Origin of the sequence: Aeromonas sp. 604176 (assembly GCF_049170755.1) — a bacterium.
Lineage (GTDB): Bacteria > Pseudomonadota > Gammaproteobacteria > Enterobacterales > Aeromonadaceae > Aeromonas > Aeromonas veronii_A.
Map to the genome: position 1 here is coordinate 14,244 of NZ_JAAKNE010000015.1, position 16,549 is coordinate 30,792.

The 16,549-nt window shown below is 60.3% G+C and carries 14 protein-coding genes; 9 read left to right on the plus strand and 5 right to left on the minus strand.

From position 1 onward, the window contains the following. Positions 1–83 precede the first annotated feature (83 nt). The 4 genes from G5358_RS04460 (at position 84) to G5358_RS04475 (ending at position 3,073) form a co-directional block, all read left to right on the plus strand. A complete protein-coding gene (locus tag G5358_RS04460) occupies positions 84–644 on the plus strand; it encodes a YceI family protein (RefSeq protein ID WP_245133292.1) in 561 nt (186 codons plus the stop codon). After that, positions 644–1,381: a hypothetical protein gene (locus G5358_RS04465; RefSeq protein WP_421323691.1), complete on the plus strand. Its 738-nt coding sequence runs from the start codon at positions 644–646 to the stop codon at positions 1,379–1,381. Before G5358_RS04460 ends, G5358_RS04465 begins: the two co-directional genes overlap by 1 nt. Positions 1,382–1,563: 182 nt before the next feature. Next, positions 1,564–2,688 carry an adenosylhomocysteinase gene (locus tag G5358_RS04470; RefSeq protein ID WP_421211662.1) on the plus strand — a complete coding sequence of 375 codons (1,125 nt, stop codon included), beginning with the start codon at positions 1,564–1,566 and terminating at the stop codon, positions 2,686–2,688. Positions 2,689–2,764: 76 nt separating this feature from the next. Continuing rightward, complete coding sequence (locus G5358_RS04475; RefSeq protein ID WP_019445942.1) at positions 2,765–3,073, plus strand: SelT/SelW/SelH family protein; 309 nt, start codon at positions 2,765–2,767, stop codon at positions 3,071–3,073. 114 nt (positions 3,074–3,187) lie between these two features. On the opposite strand, the gene G5358_RS04480 is transcribed toward G5358_RS04475, so the two are convergent. Next, positions 3,188–4,897 carry a lysophospholipid acyltransferase family protein gene (locus tag G5358_RS04480; protein ID WP_421323692.1) on the minus strand — a complete coding sequence of 570 codons (1,710 nt, stop codon included), beginning with the start codon at positions 4,895–4,897 and terminating at the stop codon, positions 3,188–3,190. A 209-nt stretch (positions 4,898–5,106) separates the two neighbouring features. Continuing rightward, positions 5,107–6,330, minus strand: a complete 1,224-nt coding sequence (gene pepT / locus G5358_RS04485) for a peptidase T (protein WP_421323693.1) — start codon at positions 6,328–6,330, stop codon at positions 5,107–5,109. A 1,014-nt stretch (positions 6,331–7,344) separates the two neighbouring features. On the opposite strand from pepT, the gene speA reads away from it, so the two are divergent. Next, positions 7,345–9,246, plus strand: a complete 1,902-nt coding sequence (gene speA / locus G5358_RS04490) for a biosynthetic arginine decarboxylase (protein WP_041208699.1) — start codon at positions 7,345–7,347, stop codon at positions 9,244–9,246. Positions 9,247–9,515: 269 nt separating this feature from the next. After that, the gene (locus G5358_RS04495; RefSeq protein WP_005334402.1) at positions 9,516–9,704 is read left to right on the plus strand and encodes a hypothetical protein; all 189 of its coding nucleotides are present in this window, start codon (positions 9,516–9,518) and stop codon (positions 9,702–9,704) included. A 74-nt stretch (positions 9,705–9,778) separates the two neighbouring features. Here G5358_RS04495 and G5358_RS04500 read toward each other — a convergent pair whose 3' ends face one another. The 3 genes from G5358_RS04500 to G5358_RS04510 form a co-directional block, all read right to left on the minus strand. After that, positions 9,779–10,072 carry a hypothetical protein gene (locus tag G5358_RS04500; RefSeq protein WP_421323694.1) on the minus strand — a complete coding sequence of 98 codons (294 nt, stop codon included), beginning with the start codon at positions 10,070–10,072 and terminating at the stop codon, positions 9,779–9,781. 281 nt (positions 10,073–10,353) lie between these two features. Further along, positions 10,354–12,360, minus strand: a complete 2,007-nt coding sequence (locus G5358_RS04505; RefSeq protein WP_421323695.1) for a methyl-accepting chemotaxis protein — start codon at positions 12,358–12,360, stop codon at positions 10,354–10,356. Positions 12,361–12,582: 222 nt separating this feature from the next. Further along, positions 12,583–13,878 (minus strand): hypothetical protein, encoded by a 1,296-nt coding sequence (locus G5358_RS04510; RefSeq protein ID WP_319920420.1) that lies wholly within the window; start codon positions 13,876–13,878, stop codon positions 12,583–12,585. 251 nt (positions 13,879–14,129) lie between these two features. Here G5358_RS04510 and G5358_RS04515 point away from each other — a divergent pair, with 251 nt between their 5' ends. The 3 genes from G5358_RS04515 to G5358_RS04525 all read left to right on the plus strand — a co-directional run bounded on the left by G5358_RS04515 (position 14,130) and on the right by G5358_RS04525 (position 16,543). After that, on the plus strand, positions 14,130–14,513 hold the full coding sequence (locus tag G5358_RS04515; RefSeq protein ID WP_005344164.1) for a Rid family detoxifying hydrolase: 384 nt from the start codon (positions 14,130–14,132) through the stop codon (positions 14,511–14,513). 22 nt (positions 14,514–14,535) lie between these two features. After that, positions 14,536–15,825, plus strand: a complete 1,290-nt coding sequence (locus G5358_RS04520) for a serine dehydratase subunit alpha family protein (protein ID WP_058059917.1) — start codon at positions 14,536–14,538, stop codon at positions 15,823–15,825. Between the two features lie 64 nt (positions 15,826–15,889). After that, positions 15,890–16,543: a helix-turn-helix transcriptional regulator gene (locus G5358_RS04525; protein WP_005334376.1), complete on the plus strand. Its 654-nt coding sequence runs from the start codon at positions 15,890–15,892 to the stop codon at positions 16,541–16,543. Positions 16,544–16,549 lie beyond the last annotated feature (6 nt).

Below are 16,549 nucleotides of genomic sequence, written 5' to 3' on the forward strand. Positions count from 1 at the left end.
TAATAAATCACTGATTATTCATCTTCAGAACGAGGTTAGCATTTTAACCACTGATGTGAACCCCAAGATGAAGGAACGAACGGATGAAAATGACCAAGGCTCTGCTGGCCTCCTGCCTGTTTATGGCTACCCCTCTGATGGCGGCGGATTACGATGTGGATGCGGCGCACACCACAGTGCAGTTCAAGGTGGGTCACCTGGGCTTCTCCGAGCTGGTGGGTCGCTTCAACACCTTCAGCGGCACCTTCAGCATGGATGACGCCAACCCGGCGGCCGCCAAGGCGAGCTTTGAAGTGGATGCCGCCAGCGTCGATTCCAACCACGAGGCCCGCGACAAGCACCTGCGCAGTCCGGATTTCCTCGACGTGAAGCAGTATCCCAAGATGACCTTCGTCAGCTCCGCTTACGAGGGCACCAAGGATAAAGGCGTGCTGAAAGGGATCCTGACTCTGCACGGCGTCTCCAAGGAAGTGGCTTTCGATCTGGTCAAGATCGGTGAGGGCAAGGATCCCTGGGGCGGCTACCGCAGCGGCTTCAACGCCTCCACCACCATCAAGCGCAGTGACTTTGGCGTGAGCTACATGCTGCCCGGCATTCCGGACGAGATGAACATCAACCTGTTTGTCGAAGGCGTGCGCAAGTAATGGGCGCGGAACTTCTGCTGCAAACCCTGGCGGCTCCTCTGGGAGCCGCTTTGCTATCGTGGCGCTGGCCGCGACTGGGTTATCTGTGGGGCGCGCTGGCGCTCTGGCTGGTGGGCTCATTGCTCGGCGGTCTCTATGGTATTCCGGCCAAGGCGTGGCAGTGGCTGCCGCTGACCCTGCTGGTGCCCGCCATTGCGGCTCAGGTGAACGATCTGCGCGGTTCACTGCTGCTCTTTGCGGTGTTCAGTGCGCTGGTGTGGTGGCAGGGATTGGCCTCGGTACTGGCGAGCGAACCCGGGATCTGGCTGGCGCTACTGCCCGCCATCCTCTGGTTTGGCTGGAGCTCCTTGCGCTGTGACAGCCGCGAAGGGCTCGGGTTTGCCCTCGGCTTTATCTGGTTGGCACTGGTGATCGGCATCGATGGCAGTCTGCTGATTGCCCAGCTGGCCGGTGCGCTGGCCACTTTCGCCGGTTTTCGTGCCCTGCTTGCCACCTTTGTTGGCACCAAGGTAGCCCCAGCCGGTCTGGCGCTGGCCCTCGCCTTCGTCCAGATGCTGGCCTGGCAATATGTGGAGGTGCCGCTGGTGGTGTTGCTGCCGGTCTGGTTGCTGCCGCTGCTGGAGTGGGCGTTACGTGACAAACCGTGGCCAGTGTGTTGGGGTGGGCTGATCCTGCTCGCTGCCGCGGGAACCGGGCTCAGCCTATGGTGGGTCTGGCCTGCTGCTTCTTTGTACTGATACTTGTGTGGAAAATGGTCAAATGGCGCCATTTTTGCATACCTGCTCATACTCTTGGCAGATAATGATTGAGCCCCCTATGTGTTTCAGATAAAAAGGATTTTCATTTTATTTGGACACACACAGAACCCGGCCGCGCCGGGTTCTGTTTGCCTGCTTTGCGGCACATAAGGAGGCCACAGTTGCGCAGTCAAGGATCTGAGCATCTGTTTTTTCGCCATTTCACCGGACAGGGACGTATCGACGGTCTCTGCATTCTGCTGGTCACTCACCTGCTTCCCGATCGCCCCCGTTTTATCGATGCCCTCGGTCAGATTGGGCGGATTGGCGCGATTTTACCCAAACCGAAATCGGTACACGGACCTACCTTCGAGTGGGTATCCCAGCACTATCCGGTGCTGCCCCTTAACCGGCACTGGACCAATGATCCCGACAGTCTCATCCAGCAAATTGCACCGCTGGTGGCCCCCCACGAGCGGTTGCTGATCCTCGACATAGGCGGTTACTTTGCCAAAACCCAGGTGATCTTGAGTGAATACTTCGGCCCCCGTTTCCTCGGGGTGGTGGAGATGACCGAGAACGGCCATCAACGCTATGAGCAGGAGGTGCTGGCGACCCCGGTTGTGTCGGTGGCGCGCAGCCCCCTCAAGCAGGCCGAGGATATCCAGATTGGTTTGAGCGTGGTCTACTCCGCGGAGTCGCTGGCTCGCACCCTCAATCGCACCTTCAACGTCTGCGAAGCCGTGCTCTTTGGCTATGGCAAGGTGGGGCGCAGCATCGCCCGCGACCTGCGCTGTCGCAACCTCCATCTCGGGCTGGTGGAGACCGATGTGCTGCGACAGGTCGAAGCGCTCTCTCACGGTTTTCGCCTGATCACCAAGGCCGAGGCGTTGAGCCGTGCCGAGCTGGTGATCTGCTCTACCGGCAACGGCTCGCTGGACTTGGCGGATCTGCAAGCGCTGCGCCCCGGCACCATGGTCGCTTCGGTCACCTCGGCTGACGACGAGTTCGCCTTCTCGCTGGCCCAGTTGCCGTGGCCGAGCGAAGAGGTGTGCCCCCATGTGCTGGCCCTCAACCGGCCGGATGGTACCCAGATCTACCTGCTCAACCGGGGCGAGGCGGTCAACTTCGTCCATGGCGCCGTGATTGGTGAATATGTCTATCTGGTGCTGGCGGAGATCATGGAAGGGATCCGGATGCTGGCGGCAGGCCCTCTTGCACCCGGCCTGTTCGAGCTGCCAGAATCGGCGATGCGTACCATTGCCCGCCATTGGCTGGCCGATTTTCATGGGGTTGATCAGCACTGATTTGACCAAACCGGGATCGGCCATTGGGCAGCGGTACGCCACTTCCCGCCATTGTCGCTTTTTTATGGAGTCACTCATGACCGAGTCTGAAACCCTGATCAGCAAACCCCGCATCGAAATCCGCTACTGCACCCTCTGTCGCTGGATGCTGCGCGCCGCTTGGCTGGCGCAGGAGCTGCTATCCACCTTTGACAGCGATCTGGGGGAGGTGGCGCTGGTGCCGGCCAGCAAGGGGGAGTTTCGCATTCTGGTGGGCGGGGTGCAGGTGTGGGATCGGGTGGTCGATGACGGCTTCCCCGAGGCCAAGGAGATCAAGCAGCGGGTGCGCGATGTCATCGCCCCTGAGCGGGATCTCGGCCACTCGGATCGCAAGGCGGCCGAGTAACGCCAGATGGGCCGAGCGCCTCGAAAAGGTGCTGAGCATGAGAGCGAAAGGAGAGGGAGGCGATGGCCTCTCTCTCCTTTTTTGCATTTGGCTGTTTGCCTGGCTCCAGCAGGGTTATAAGCGCGGCTCGGCCTGATGGCTGCCGATATAGCGGGCCCGCTTGTGGGACTTGATGCGGCTCACATCGACCCACACCAGCCCGTCGATGCAGTGGTTGAAGTCGGGGTCGATGCCAAAGTCCATAAACTGCACTCCGCCCGGCTCGCACAGCTCGGAATACTGCTTGTAGAGGGTAGGGATGGCGCAGCCCAGATTGTCGAGGCGGGCCTTGAGCGCTTTGAGGTCGGCGCCATAATCCACCCCTTCGAACAGAGGCTGCGTCTCGGGGTAGGGACGGCGGGAGGGGGCCAGAGCCAGCTCGGGGGCAAAGTGCTGGCGGTAGAAGCTCACCAGCAGATCCTTGGCCGCCGGCGGCAGGCTGCCGGAGAGCGACACAGGGCCAAACAGGTAGCGGTAGCGGGGATAGCGGGCCAGATAGGCACCGATGCCGAACCAGAGATAATCGAGCCCTCGCTTGCCCCAGTAGGCGGGCTGGATAAAGCTGCGGCCAAGCTCGATGGCCTGCTCCAGCCGGGGCAGCAGCTTATCCTCGAAGCCGAACAGGGTGTGGCTGTAGAGGCCATCCTTCCCCTTGCTGGCCAGCAGCTCCGCCACTGGGGCGAACCGGTAGGCGCCGATAATGTCGAGTCGGGCCGGATCCCAGAGGATCAGGTGGTGATAGTCGTTGTCAAAGCCATCGAGATCCCGCCGCTTGCCGGATCCTTCCCCCACTGCGCGAAAGGCGATCTCCCGCAGTCGCCCCAGCTCGCGCAGGATCACCGAGTGACTCAGTTCATGGCGGCGGTAGAGGTAGATCCCCTGACCATCCGGGGTGGTGCCGAGCTGTTCGCAGCTTTCGATGGCCTGTTTGAGCTGGCGGCGATCCTCCGGCAGGGCGATGGGGGCCTCGGTCAGCAGCCGTCCCGCCTTGCCACGGCCAATCCGGTAGAGGTGGTTGCGCACCAGCCGCGCCGCCGTCTTGGCGGGTAGATCCTGAAAACTGCCGAGTGGAATGCGTGCTCCTATGGTCACCGGCAGGGTCTGCCCCTGCTGGCGAAACAGCTGGCGTACCAGCAACAGGGCAGAGGCGGGCTTGTTGAGCCAGGAGGCGAGATAGAACCAGAGGCTATTGCGTCCCCCCAGATGGATGGGCACCAGCGGGGTGCGGGTGCGCTGGGCCAGCTTGATAAAGCCTGCCTGCCAGGGGCCATCTTTCACCCCCTTGAAGCCAAGCCGCGAGACTTCACCTGCGGGGAAGATCACCAGCGCCCCTTCATGGGCGAGGTGTTCGTTCATGGCGAGGATGGCCTGTCGATCGGTCTTGCCCTCCATATTGTCCACCGGCAATAGCAAAGGGCGCAGCGGCGCGAGCTGGGCCAGCAGCTGGTTGGCGACGATCTTCACATCGGGGCGGATGCGACCGAGCAGTTGCAGCAGCGCCAGTCCGTCCAGCGAGCCGATGGGGTGGTTGGCGACAAGAATGACCCGGCCGCTGGCGGGAATATGCTCCAGCTGCGCCTCGCTGACCCGATAGTCGAAATCGAGCTGGGTCAGCGCCTGCTCGACAAAGTCGAGGCCGCGCAGGTGCGGGTAGCGGGTGGCAAAGTCGGCAAAGGCACGTTCGTTGAGCAGCCAGCCCAGCAGCCGCTTGAACAACGGGGTAAGCAGAGGGTAGCCAAGCAGGTGGGGGAAGTGCTGGGTCAGCAGGGTATCGATAGTGAACATCTGGAGGGCTCCGGCGATCCGTTGCTCCCAGCATGATGTGGCACTGTTCCCGCGACATGTCAGCGGGATGACAGTTTGATGGCTGCGGCAGCCAGTAGCTCCTGAGCGACCCTCCCCGGTTTACCTTTCTTGATGGGTGATGGCCAGATAGCAAGGGGGGCCGGTTGACCGGCTCCCCCTTGGTTGTCGCGGTAAAGATAGCGACCCGATTAACCGCGCCAGGCTGCGGTGAGGCGCACCAGCTCCACCAGGGTGGCGACCGATTTCTCCATGGACTGCAGCGGGATGAACTCGTGCTTGCCGTGGAAGTTGTGGCCACCGGTGAAGAGGTTGGGGCAGGGCAGGCCCATAAAGGAGAGACGGGCGCCATCGGTACCGCCGCGAATGGGCTTGATCTTCGGCACCACGTCGGCGGCCTCCATGGCGGCCTTGGCCAGCTCGACGATATGCATGTGCGGCTCGATCTGGCTGCGCATGTTGCGATAGCTGTCGGTCAGGGTCAGCTCGATGCGGGCCTTGGGATACTCGGCCTGCAGGGCGGCCACCCGGCTCTGCATCTCGGCCTTGCGCGCGGCGAAGTGCTCGTCGTCGAAGTCACGGATGATGTAGTGCAGGGTGCTCTCCTCCACGGTGCCGCTCATCTGGGCCAGATGGAAGAAGCCCTCATACCCGTCAGTGCACTCCGGGGTCTCGTCGACTGGCATGGCGGCGTGGAAGCGGGCGGCCAGGGTCTGGCTGTTGATCATGCTCCCCTTGGCGGTGCCGGGGTGGACGTTATTGCCGATAAAACGCACCGTGGCGCTGGCGGCGTTGAAGTTTTCATACTCCAGCTCGCCCAGTTCGCCACCATCCACGGTATAGGCCCACTTGGCCGGGAATCTCTCCAGCGGAAACAGGTTGGCGCCGCGGCCGATCTCCTCATCCGGAGTAAAGCCGACCCAGATATCGCCGCGCGGGATCTCGGGGTGCGCCTGCAGGTGGTCGATGGCACTGAGGATCTCGGCGATACCCGCCTTGTCGTCGGCGCCGAGAAGGGTAGTGCCGTCGGTGGTGATGAGATCCTGACCCAGGTAGTTTTTCAGGAAGCGGTAGTCACGAATGGCGAGCACCTCGTCACCCTTGCCAAGACAGATATCGCCGCCCTGATAGTTCTCGATGATTTGCGGTACCACGTGCTCTGCCTCGTAGTCGGCGGTATCCATGTGGGCAATCAGGCCGATGGCGGGGGCGTCCGGCTGGTTGCCTGGCAGGCAGCCGGTGAGGTAGCCGTGCTCATCCAGGGTGACCCGGGTCAGCCCTAGCGACTTCATCTCTTCTTGCAGGGCACGGGCAAAGATCAGCTGGCCTTCGCTGCTCGGGCAGGCTGGATTGGTCTCATCGGAGCGGGTATGAAAAGTTACGTAACGCAGAAAACGCTCAAGCAGGGTATCCATTAGTCAGCCTCTAACCGATTGTGAGCGGCCATTGTGGCCAATCCGTGCGGGGCACTCATTGCGTCAGCGCAGGTTTTTCCCATTTTTTGACGCAAGGGGAGAGCGGGTGAGGTGCGGCGTGCGACGCAACGTCCGGGAGGGAGATCGCATAAATGTGGCATTTATTGCGATATTTAGGCGCTGGCGGTGGCGGCCAAATTCCCCTCAGCCACCGCACAGCAAGGCGTCAGCCCAATTGTGGCGTTTTCACACACTTTTCAAGGGGAAACCGGGCTGTCGCATAACCTGCGCCATCCCAGAGCCCGCCTGCCCGCCAGCAAGATTTGATCGACTCATTAAAAGGGGATTTTGAACACTATTTTTTATTGTCACTGCCCGCGGTAAGTGTGTACACTCCGCGCCGATCCAAGGGCAACCCTGAAGCAGGCAGAGCCGCCAGAAACCCGACCGATCATACGCCTATAGGGCGAGGCACGCAGAAACGACAGACACTGCTGGGGAATGGTTTCTTTAATACCGGTTAGGCTCCGGTATCAGGGAGAACAACAGACTCTCATCCTTCATTTGACCGAGTGGGCCACCGGCTCATCATCTTCCCTTGTCATGGGCGGTCACTGACGGTGAGGTGGGCTGTGGTTGTTGTCGTCTATCAACACGCATGCGTGCTGGCGCCTTCGCTTCTCTTCCTTGGAACCCTCTCCTTCTGTCGGGATCGCTGCCGAATGATGAACTGACGGCGTGGCTGATGTCGTCTGTCATCAAAGTACCGCGGCGCTACGGCATAGTGGCACCGCATACCGTTGAGCTTGATGTAAAGCCACCAGCCCCACATCAAGACTCGTTACTTCCCCAAGATCCACCAGGCAGCCTCTGGCTTGCCGCGATGTGCAAAGCGCTGGTTTGGGTGGCTGCGTCTCGTGATGGCAGCGCTCGCCGTACTCTGCACTAGATGGTCTGGATGTGATTGAGGGTAACGAAGGCGACTTTGGGTCGCTCATTTGCGAGGCATAGCCCATGACTAACTGGTCCAGCAAGGACTCCTTGAAGGTCTACAACGTTCCCTACTGGGGTGCGGGTTTTTTCAATATCAATGACGCCGGTCATGTGACCGTTGCTCCCGACAAGTCACGCCCTGACGCACAAATCGTGCTTTCTGACGCCATCGAACAGTTGCGTCAATCCGGGCTGACCACTCCGGTACTGCTGCGTTTCCCCGACATCCTCAAGAGCCGGGTCGATGCGCTGTTCAACGCCTTCGGTCAGGCCATCGAGAAGTCAGGCTATGAAGGGGACTACCTGTGCGTTTACCCGATCAAGGTAAACCAGCAGCGTCGCGTCATCGAGACCATCAGCCAGTCCTACAGCGACAAGCCCCGGCTTGGCCTGGAAGCTGGTTCCAAACCGGAACTGCTGGCCGTGCTGTCCCATCACCATGAGCAAGGCTCGGTGATCGTCTGCAACGGTTACAAAGACCGCGAATATATCCGCCACGCTCTGCTCGGCAACCTGATGGGCCACAAGGTCTACATCGTGGTAGAGAAGCCCTCCGAGCTGGAGATGGTGCTGGACGAGTCAGCTCGTCTCAACATCAAGCCCAATATCGGCGTGCGCGCCAAGCTCGCCTCCACTGGCTCCGGCATGTGGGAATCGAGCGGCGGCTCCATGTCCAAATTCGGCCTGTCAGCCTCCCAGATCCTGGCGCTGATCGAGCGTCTGCGCAGTGTCGGCAAGCTGGATTGCCTGCAACTGCTGCACTTCCATCTGGGTTCCCAGATCGCCAACATCCGTGACATTCAGGGCGGTATCCGCGAGTGCGGCCGTTTCTACGCCGAACTGCGTCGCCTCGGTGCCAACATCGAAGTCGTTGACGTCGGTGGCGGCCTGGGGGTGGACTACGAGGGAACCCGTTCCCAGAGCCACTGCTCCGCCAACTACAGCCTCTCCGAGTACGCCAACAACGTGGTCTGGGGTATCGGCGATGTCTGCCGCGAGTTCGACCTGCCGCACCCGACCATCATCAGCGAGTCCGGCCGTGCCCTGACCGCTCACCACGCCGTACTGGTCACCAACATCATTGGTGCCGAAGGGGTGGAGATGAACGACATCAGCGCGCCGGGCGAAGATGCGCCGACCATTCTGCAGAACATGTGGAAAGGGTGGCAGGATCTGAGTGGTGAAGATCCCTCCCTGCTGGAGATCTTCCACGACTCGGTTGCCGATCTGGCTGACGTCAACACCCAGTACACCATGGGGCTGCTCAACCTCGAACAGCGTGCCTGGGCCGAGATGCTGCATCAGAACACCTGTCTGGCGCTCAAAGAGCTGCTCAATCCGGTCAACCGCAACCACCGTGCGCTGGCTGACGAACTGAGTGAAAAGCTGGCTGACAAGTGCTTTGCCAACTTCTCCCTGTTCCAGTCCCTGCCGGATGCCTGGGGTATCGGTCAGGTATTCCCGGTGATGCCGCTGGCCGGTCTCGAGCGTCCGCTCAGCCGTCGCGGCATCCTGATGGATATCACCTGTGACTCCGACGGTCAGGTCGAGCACTACGTCGACGGTCTGGGGGTCGAGAGCACCCTGCCGATGCCGGTTTACGGCGAGAATGAAGAGTGCCACGTCGGCTTCTTCCTGGTGGGTGCCTATCAGGAGATCCTGGGCGATCTGCACAACCTGTTCGGTGACACCCACTGCGCAGAAGTGTGGCTGGACGAAGAGGGCAAGATGGACATTCGCAACGTGGTGCGCGGCGATACCGTCGACCAGCTGCTGCGTTACGTCAACATCGACCCGTCCGTGATCCGCGAGAACTATCAGCGGATCGCTTCCCACCCGGCGCTGGACGACGCAACCCGTAAAGCCCTGCTCGACGAGCTGGAGCTGGGTCTGCAAGGCTACGCCTATCTGGAAGACGAATAAGCCTTTTGGCTTGCCCCTCGCTTTGGCGGGGAGATGAAAAAACGGCGCCTGCGGGCGCCGTTTTTGTTGTGGAACGCCCGCAATGCTGTCGCGGGGCTTTCCCCATCTTCATTCGGATAGCAATGGGCCACTCCGGGCCGTGCAGGCCACAGATCCGGCAGATATCTGCGGTTGTCAGCCGCTTCTCTTGATCTGCATCAAGTGTGATCCGCGGCGGTTACTTTACGGTCAGAAGTGATGTTGATGGGATGTAACAAAAGGATGTGCATATGGAACTGAAAAGGGACCCGAGATGCTATACCGACGTCTGTATCGACGGTAAGTGGTATCACTACGACCACTGCAGCACCAATGTCTACATGCTGATGGGAGGCGCCGCGCCGAGCCTTCAGCTGGCCTATGAGCCGAGCAGCGAAGAGGAGCTAATCGAGATGCTCCAGCAGCTGGGGCGCTTCTGACTCACCGAATTGATGTCTTGCCATATGGCCATCGGGCACGTTGCCACGATGGCCACGACTCTTTACCGTTGTACCTAATCTCGACGGGTTTTATTGCCTAATAGCCCCTTGCCAATCACCAGCATGGCGACGGCTGCGGCATAGGTGCTATCGGACTTGCCTATCTCATCGGCCACATAGAGGAAGTTGGAGCGATACTTCTCCACCGCCTCGCGCGGGTTAGCTGCGTCGATAAAATCCTCTTCCACCTCGAACCCCTGCGTCAGCAGCGCCGCTTTCTCGGTCAGGAAGGTGGGGGAGGCCATGTCGATAAAAGTGTACTGCTGCCGGTTGGAGGCCGGGATAGAGAAAAACTGGTACTTCGCCATTTGCGATACCTCGCCTGAACGGTTGTGTCGTGATGCGAGCTTCCTCTCGCCGAACTCTTGTCGAACTGCCTATCGGGCGTCGAACTGATCCCCGGGCCTGTGGCTGGCAAAAAGGTAACGTTCGAATCTTATTGTGGCTGAAGATTACTCCGCTTTATCCTCATCGCACAATGGTTAGTCGATACTTTTTTCGCCAAGAAAAACAATGCTGCCTGATCGTCTGAATTTGCAAAAAACCAGCCCCGGTAGGGGCTGGCGATGGAGTGGGGGCGGGCGCTGGCTCAGAGCACGAAGCTCTGTACCATGGCGCGCAGCTGTTCGGTGAGCTGGTGGATCTGGCGGGCTGCATCGCGGGCGGCGTTGGCTACTTGCAGCGCCTCGTCGCTGCCATCCGAGATGCGCACCACGTTGCGTTCGATCTCGTTTACCACCGCACCCTGCTGCTCGATGGCGCTGGCGATGATGGCGTTGGTATCGACCATCCGATCCACCTTCTCGGTGATGGCGCCGAAGGCCTGTTTTGCCTCCTGCGCCAGCCCGACCCCCTCCTGCGCTTCATGGCTGGCCGCCGACATGGCGGTGACCGAGGCGCGTGCGCCGGATTGCAGCTGTTCAATCATCTGCTGGATCTCGACGGTAGCCCCCTGGGTGCGGTTGGCAAGAGACCGCACCTCGTCGGCCACCACCGCAAAGCCGCGACCCTGCTCACCGGCCCGGGCCGCTTCGATGGCCGCGTTGAGGGCCAGCAGGTTGGTCTGTTCGGCGATGCCGCGGATCACGCTGATGACGCCGCCAATCTGGCTGCACTGCTGCTCCAGCTGGCCTATGGTATCGGCGGTGCGCAGCACCTCGCGGTTGATATGGTCGATGGCCTTGATGGTGCGCTCCACCACATCCTCGCCCTGACCGACCACGTTCTGCGCCTCCTGGGTCATGCGGGCGGCTTGCAGGGCGTTACCCGCCATGTCCTGTGAGGTGGCGGCCAGCTCCTTGATGGCGGTGGCGACCTGATGGGTCTCTCCTTGCTGATCAGCAATCACCTCCTGTGAGCGGCAGGTGCGCGCTTCGATCTCGGTGGCGCTCTCCACCACGGTGACGCCATTTTCCCGCACTCGCAGCATCAGGGTGCGCAGGGTCTCCAGCGTCACGTTGTAATCGTGGCTGATGGCGGCCAGTTCGTCCTGACCGACGATCTCGATATGCTGGCTGAGATCCTGGGCGTTGACCCGGGCGGCAATATCACGCACCCGCCCTACGGTTTCGTGCAGGGAGAGATAGGCGCCGATCATCAGGTAGAGGTAGAGCAGCAAGCTGACGGTCAGCGGCGCTGTGACCCACCAGAAGTGGCGCTGGTTGGCGGCCAGCCGCTGATGCAGGTCGGCCTCCAGCCGCTGGCGTACCTGGCCTGCCAACGCGCTGATAGCCTCGTCCATCTTATCCCCCAGTGCCTGTACCTCCTTGGTGGAGAGCTGCACCAGCTGATCCTTCATCATCTTGTTTTCCATGGTCTCGACCCCCTGACGCACCCGCTGTATCAGAGCATCAGTTTGCTGACCCAGCTCGGTGCGGTATGCCGGTTCGATCTGGTAGAGCAGGGTCAGATCGGCCTCCAGCTCCTGCAGGGTGGCGTTGATGAGGTCGAGACGAAAACGCAGGCCGCTGTAGCCCTCTGCCTGAAACAGGCCGAAATCGGCGATGGTGGCGGCGCGATCCCGCACCTGGGCCAGCAAGTCGCGCAGCTGCGGCAACCGTTCGCTGGCGAGGATTACCATGTAGTAGGTACCGAGCGACGGATCCTGGATCAGGCTGCTGCTGGCGGTGATGTGCTTGTAGAGATGGCGTACTTCGGTCAGCAGCTTGTCGTGGCGCAGGTTGCTCTGCTCCACCTCCAGCTTGCCCGCTTTACTCTGCAGGGCAGCCCAGCCCTGCTGGATCACCTCAAAGGAGGGGTTGTTCTGGCGGGTGTCGGCAAAGGCTTGCAGGCTCTGATCAACTGTTTGTGCGGCCGCCTTGACCTGATCGTCACCGACCGGATCCACCTCATAGGCGTGACGGGTCACCAGGTTTCGATGGGTTAGCAGGGCTTGCTCGATAGCGGGTACAGGGGTGAGATTGACCACTCCCGCCAGCTCGCGGTTGGCCTGCGCGTTGTCATCCTGCAGCCGCCCCAGCAGATTGGTCATGCTGTAGGCCAGTGGCAGCAGCATCAGGCAGGACCAGAGCAGGAATTTGTATTTGAAGGAGAGCTGATTGCCCAGCTTGATGGCCGGGTTGAAAATCCATTTCATATGAGGCCTCGATAACCGATAAGACGGGTGCATGCGGTGATGCCTGAATATTACTCCGCACCAGGCCCCTTGGGGGAGGTCAGCTTGCAAGTTGTGATCCCCTTGGCTTTTTGCCCCGCGGGGTGACTTGGCAGCCGCAGCGACAGAGAGGCGGGTTGCGCCAATAAAAAACGGGCCACCCGAAGGTGGCCCGAAGTCGATAAGGAGGGCGTTTGCAATCGATCAGTTGAACGCCAGGAAGGGCGAGACACAAAGGAGCAGGCCGGTAACGATGATGATGTAGAGGGAGGTGCCCTTGTACTTGTGCAGCGCCGGTACCTGATAGACCAGATAGGCCGGGATGAGACAACCTACCATGCCGAAGATGGGGCTGCAGATGGAGGTGAAGCTCAGTACCGGTGCGTTGAGCACGATGGCCCCCCAGGAGAGCATGACGGTAAACACCATGATGCCCTTACCCACCAAGCCTTTGTTGATGCGGTTTTCCGGTAGCACCCGGCGCAACAGGTTCATCGCCAGACCCTGACAGGCTTCACGGAAACCGAGGTAAACGCCGAAGTAGGCGGTCATCACCGCGAAGATGTTGAGGGTGAGGCTCAGGAGCTTGAGGGTCTGGCCGGGCATCCCCTGGGCCACCATGGCCAGTGCGGAGATGTTCTCTTCGGAGGCTTTGACCGCCTGATCGTGGCCCATGGCCAGGGTGAAGGAGACTGCGTAGAAGAACACCACCACAAACAGGATGCCGAAGGCGATGTTCATGGCGCGCATCGCCTTGAAGCGAGCCACTTCCAGCGACTTTTCCCGCGAGCGATAGGAGATCACCATGGGGCTCAGGCTCTGGATAAAGAGGATGGATGTGAGGGTAAAGGGCAGCATGATGATGGCATCCTTCATCCAGTCACCGGCAGTGGGCATGGCGGTGATGTTGGCCGCATCCCACTTGTCCACCATCATAAGGCCGAGCACGGCCACCACGCTGATCTTGGTCAGCACCATAAAGGTGGAGATCTTGAACAGCAGGTTCTCGCCGCGCGACGCCAGTGCCACCAGGCCACAGATCAGCACCAGACCGTAGAGCGGGTTTTCGGAGAGCAGGCCGTCGGTGACGCCGAAGCTCTGCAGGAAGGAGGCGCTGTCATTGGTGATGGCGGTGGAGTAGACGAAGACCCAGATCACCAGCATCACGAAGTAGAGCGCGCCGAGCAGCACACCCCAGTTCTTGCCAAGGTAGCCGGTGATGACGCTGGGGTAATCCTTGCACTCCGGCGAAGTGGCCAGGGTGTTGATAAAGAGGCGCTGGAACATATACATGGCGGGGTAGCCGATCACCGCCGAGAGCAGAAAGACCCACAAGCCCATCAGACCCACCTGTACCGGCAGGAAGACGATCCCTGCGCCGATGGCCATGCCGATGCTCATGATGATCCAGCCCCAGTCGGTGCTGTCGAAGCGAACCGCTTCTTTCCATTCCAGCGTGCCCATCACGGGGCTGGCGAGTGTAGTGCTATGCGCGTCCATTAAAACCTTCTTTTTTGTAGGGATGTGGGAAATTGGCGCAAATATAGTTGAATGAAACTGTCATAAACAATGCCCATAAGAGTACTTTTGTTCAAATCAGGATGGTGATCACGGTTTATATTGAGGCCGAAAGGTGCCTTTAAACGCCATTTTTGTATCTTTTTGTTGAATGGATAAAATAAAAAGCAAATAATGTTGAACGGAATGAGATTCATGATTGCAAAAAAAATTGCACAAACAGGAGTGGCTATATGAAACGCATCATCACAGCAGCAGCGGCACCTGACGCTATCGGTCCCTACAGCCACGGCACTGCCTATGGCGACCTTATCTTTACCTCCGGTCAGTTGCCGGTCTGCAAGCAGCAGGGTGGTGTGGTGGAAGGGGGGATTGCCGCCCAGACCCGCCAGTCACTGGAAAACCTGAAATCCGTGCTGGAAGCCGCGGGCGGCTCGCTGGATACCGTGCTCAAAACCACCTGCTACCTCGCCGAGATCAGCGATTTTGCCGCGTTCAACGAGGTCTATAAAGCCTATTTCCAGAAAGATTGTCCGGCGCGCAGCTGCTTCGCAGTGAAGGATCTGCCGATGGGCGTCAAGGTTGAAGTGGAAGCGATCGCCCATATCGCTCGTTAATGCTGATAAAAAGGTTCAAGTGATGAAACAAGCGTGGCAGCAGTATCTGCAGATTATTCAACAGGTTGTCAAACCAGCGCTGGGTTGTACCGAGCCAATCGCCGCCGCCTATGCCGCGGCTGTCGCCGTCCGGCAACTGGGCCGTGAGCCCGGTCGCCTCGAGGTTGCGGTGTCGGACAATCTCTATAAAAACTCGATGGGTGTCTATGTGCCGGGCACCGGCAAGATCGGTCTGGCCATTGCGGCCGCGGCCGGTGCCATCGGCGGTAACGCCGATGCCGGGCTGGAGGTGCTGGCCGCGATCCAGCCAGCACAGGTGGATCGTGCCCAGCAGCTGATCGATGCCGGCAAGGTGCAGGTGAGCCGCACCGCCGCCCCCGAGTTTATCTTCTGCCGCGTGACCGTTTATGGCACTGATGACAAGGGTGAAGAACACAGCGCAGAAGTGACCCTCTGCGGCGGTCATACCCGCATCGTCGAGCAGCGCCGCGATGGCGAGGTGACCTTCACCGCCGATCAGAGCCAGGGCGGCGCCACCGGTTCCATCTGCGATGGCGTCGATATCAGCATCGCCGCCATCTACGAGTTCGCCACCCAGGTGGAGTTCGAGCAGATCAGGTTCATCCTCAAAGCCTCCGAGCTTAACGGCAAGCTCTCTGCCGAGGGGATGAACAACCCCTATGGCCTCGAGATCGGCCGCACCATGCAGCAGAACATCAATGCCGGTCTTATCGGTGAGGATGTGATGAACCGCATCGTGATGATGACGGCGGCTGCCTCTGATGCCCGCATGGGGGGGGCGACCCTGCCAGCCATGAGCAACTTTGGCAGCGGCAACCAGGGCATTGCCGCCACCATTCCGGTGATGGTGATTGCCGAGCGCTTTGCGGCCAGCGAAGAGCAGCTGGCTCGCGCCCTCATCATGAGCCATCTGGGCGCCATCTATATCAAGTCTCACTATCCGCCGCTGTCGGCCTTCTGTGGCAATACCGTGACCAGCGCGGCCGCCTCCATGGCCATGGTCTATCTGGCGGGCGGCAGCTTCGAGCAATCCTGCTTCGCCATCCAGAACGTGCTGAGCGACAGTGCCGGTATGGTATGTGACGGGGCGAAAGCCTCCTGCGCCATGAAGGTGAGTACCTCCTCCGGTGCGGCGGTGCGCGGCTTCCTGATGGCCCTCAACAGCCACTCGGTGTCGGGGCAGGGGATCGTCGCCGGTGACGTGGATCAGACCATCCGCAACGTCGGCCAGATGGTGAAGGAGGGCATGTCTGCCACAGACAGCACCATTATTGATATCATGTCCGCCTGATGTCCCTGTTGGTTGCTGCCCGGCGTCTATTGTCCGGCAGCAACCCTTGCAAGAAGGTCCCATTGTGAAGCTGCAAGAGTTGAGTCCGAGCGATTTTGAGATCCTCAAGTCGATGGAGAACATAGTGGACGGCATCGCCGCCATGTATGGTCAGCACACCGAAGTGCTGCTCCACAGTCTGGATGCGCGCAATCCCTCGATCGTCAAGATTGCCAACGGCCATATCACCGGCCGCAGTGTCGGCGCCCCCATCACCAACCTGGCGATGATGAAGCTCAAGAGCGGGCAGGATATCTCCAGCCCCTACATGACCAAGTGTGCCACCGGCAAGACCCTGCGCTCCATTACTACCGTGATCCGCAACGGGGAGCACAGGGCCATCGGGTTGCTCTGTATCAACAGCGACATGGATGCCCCGCTGCAATCCGTGCTGCGCACCATGATGCCGGAGTGCATGCACCCCCACGAGAGCCATGCCACCCCGGAGGTGTTCGCCCGCAACATCGACGAAGCGCTCAACAGCACCATCGACACCGTCAGTGCCGAGGTGCGAGGCAACGAGGCGGTGCCCCCGTCCCAGAAGACCCGGGTTATCGTCAACCAGCTGCACGACATGGGGATCTTCGAGTTAAAAGACAGCGCCCAGATTGCGGCGCGCCAGCTCGGCATTTCGGTCCACTCCATCTACCGCTATCTGCGGGAGATCAAGAAGGGCTGAGCCGAC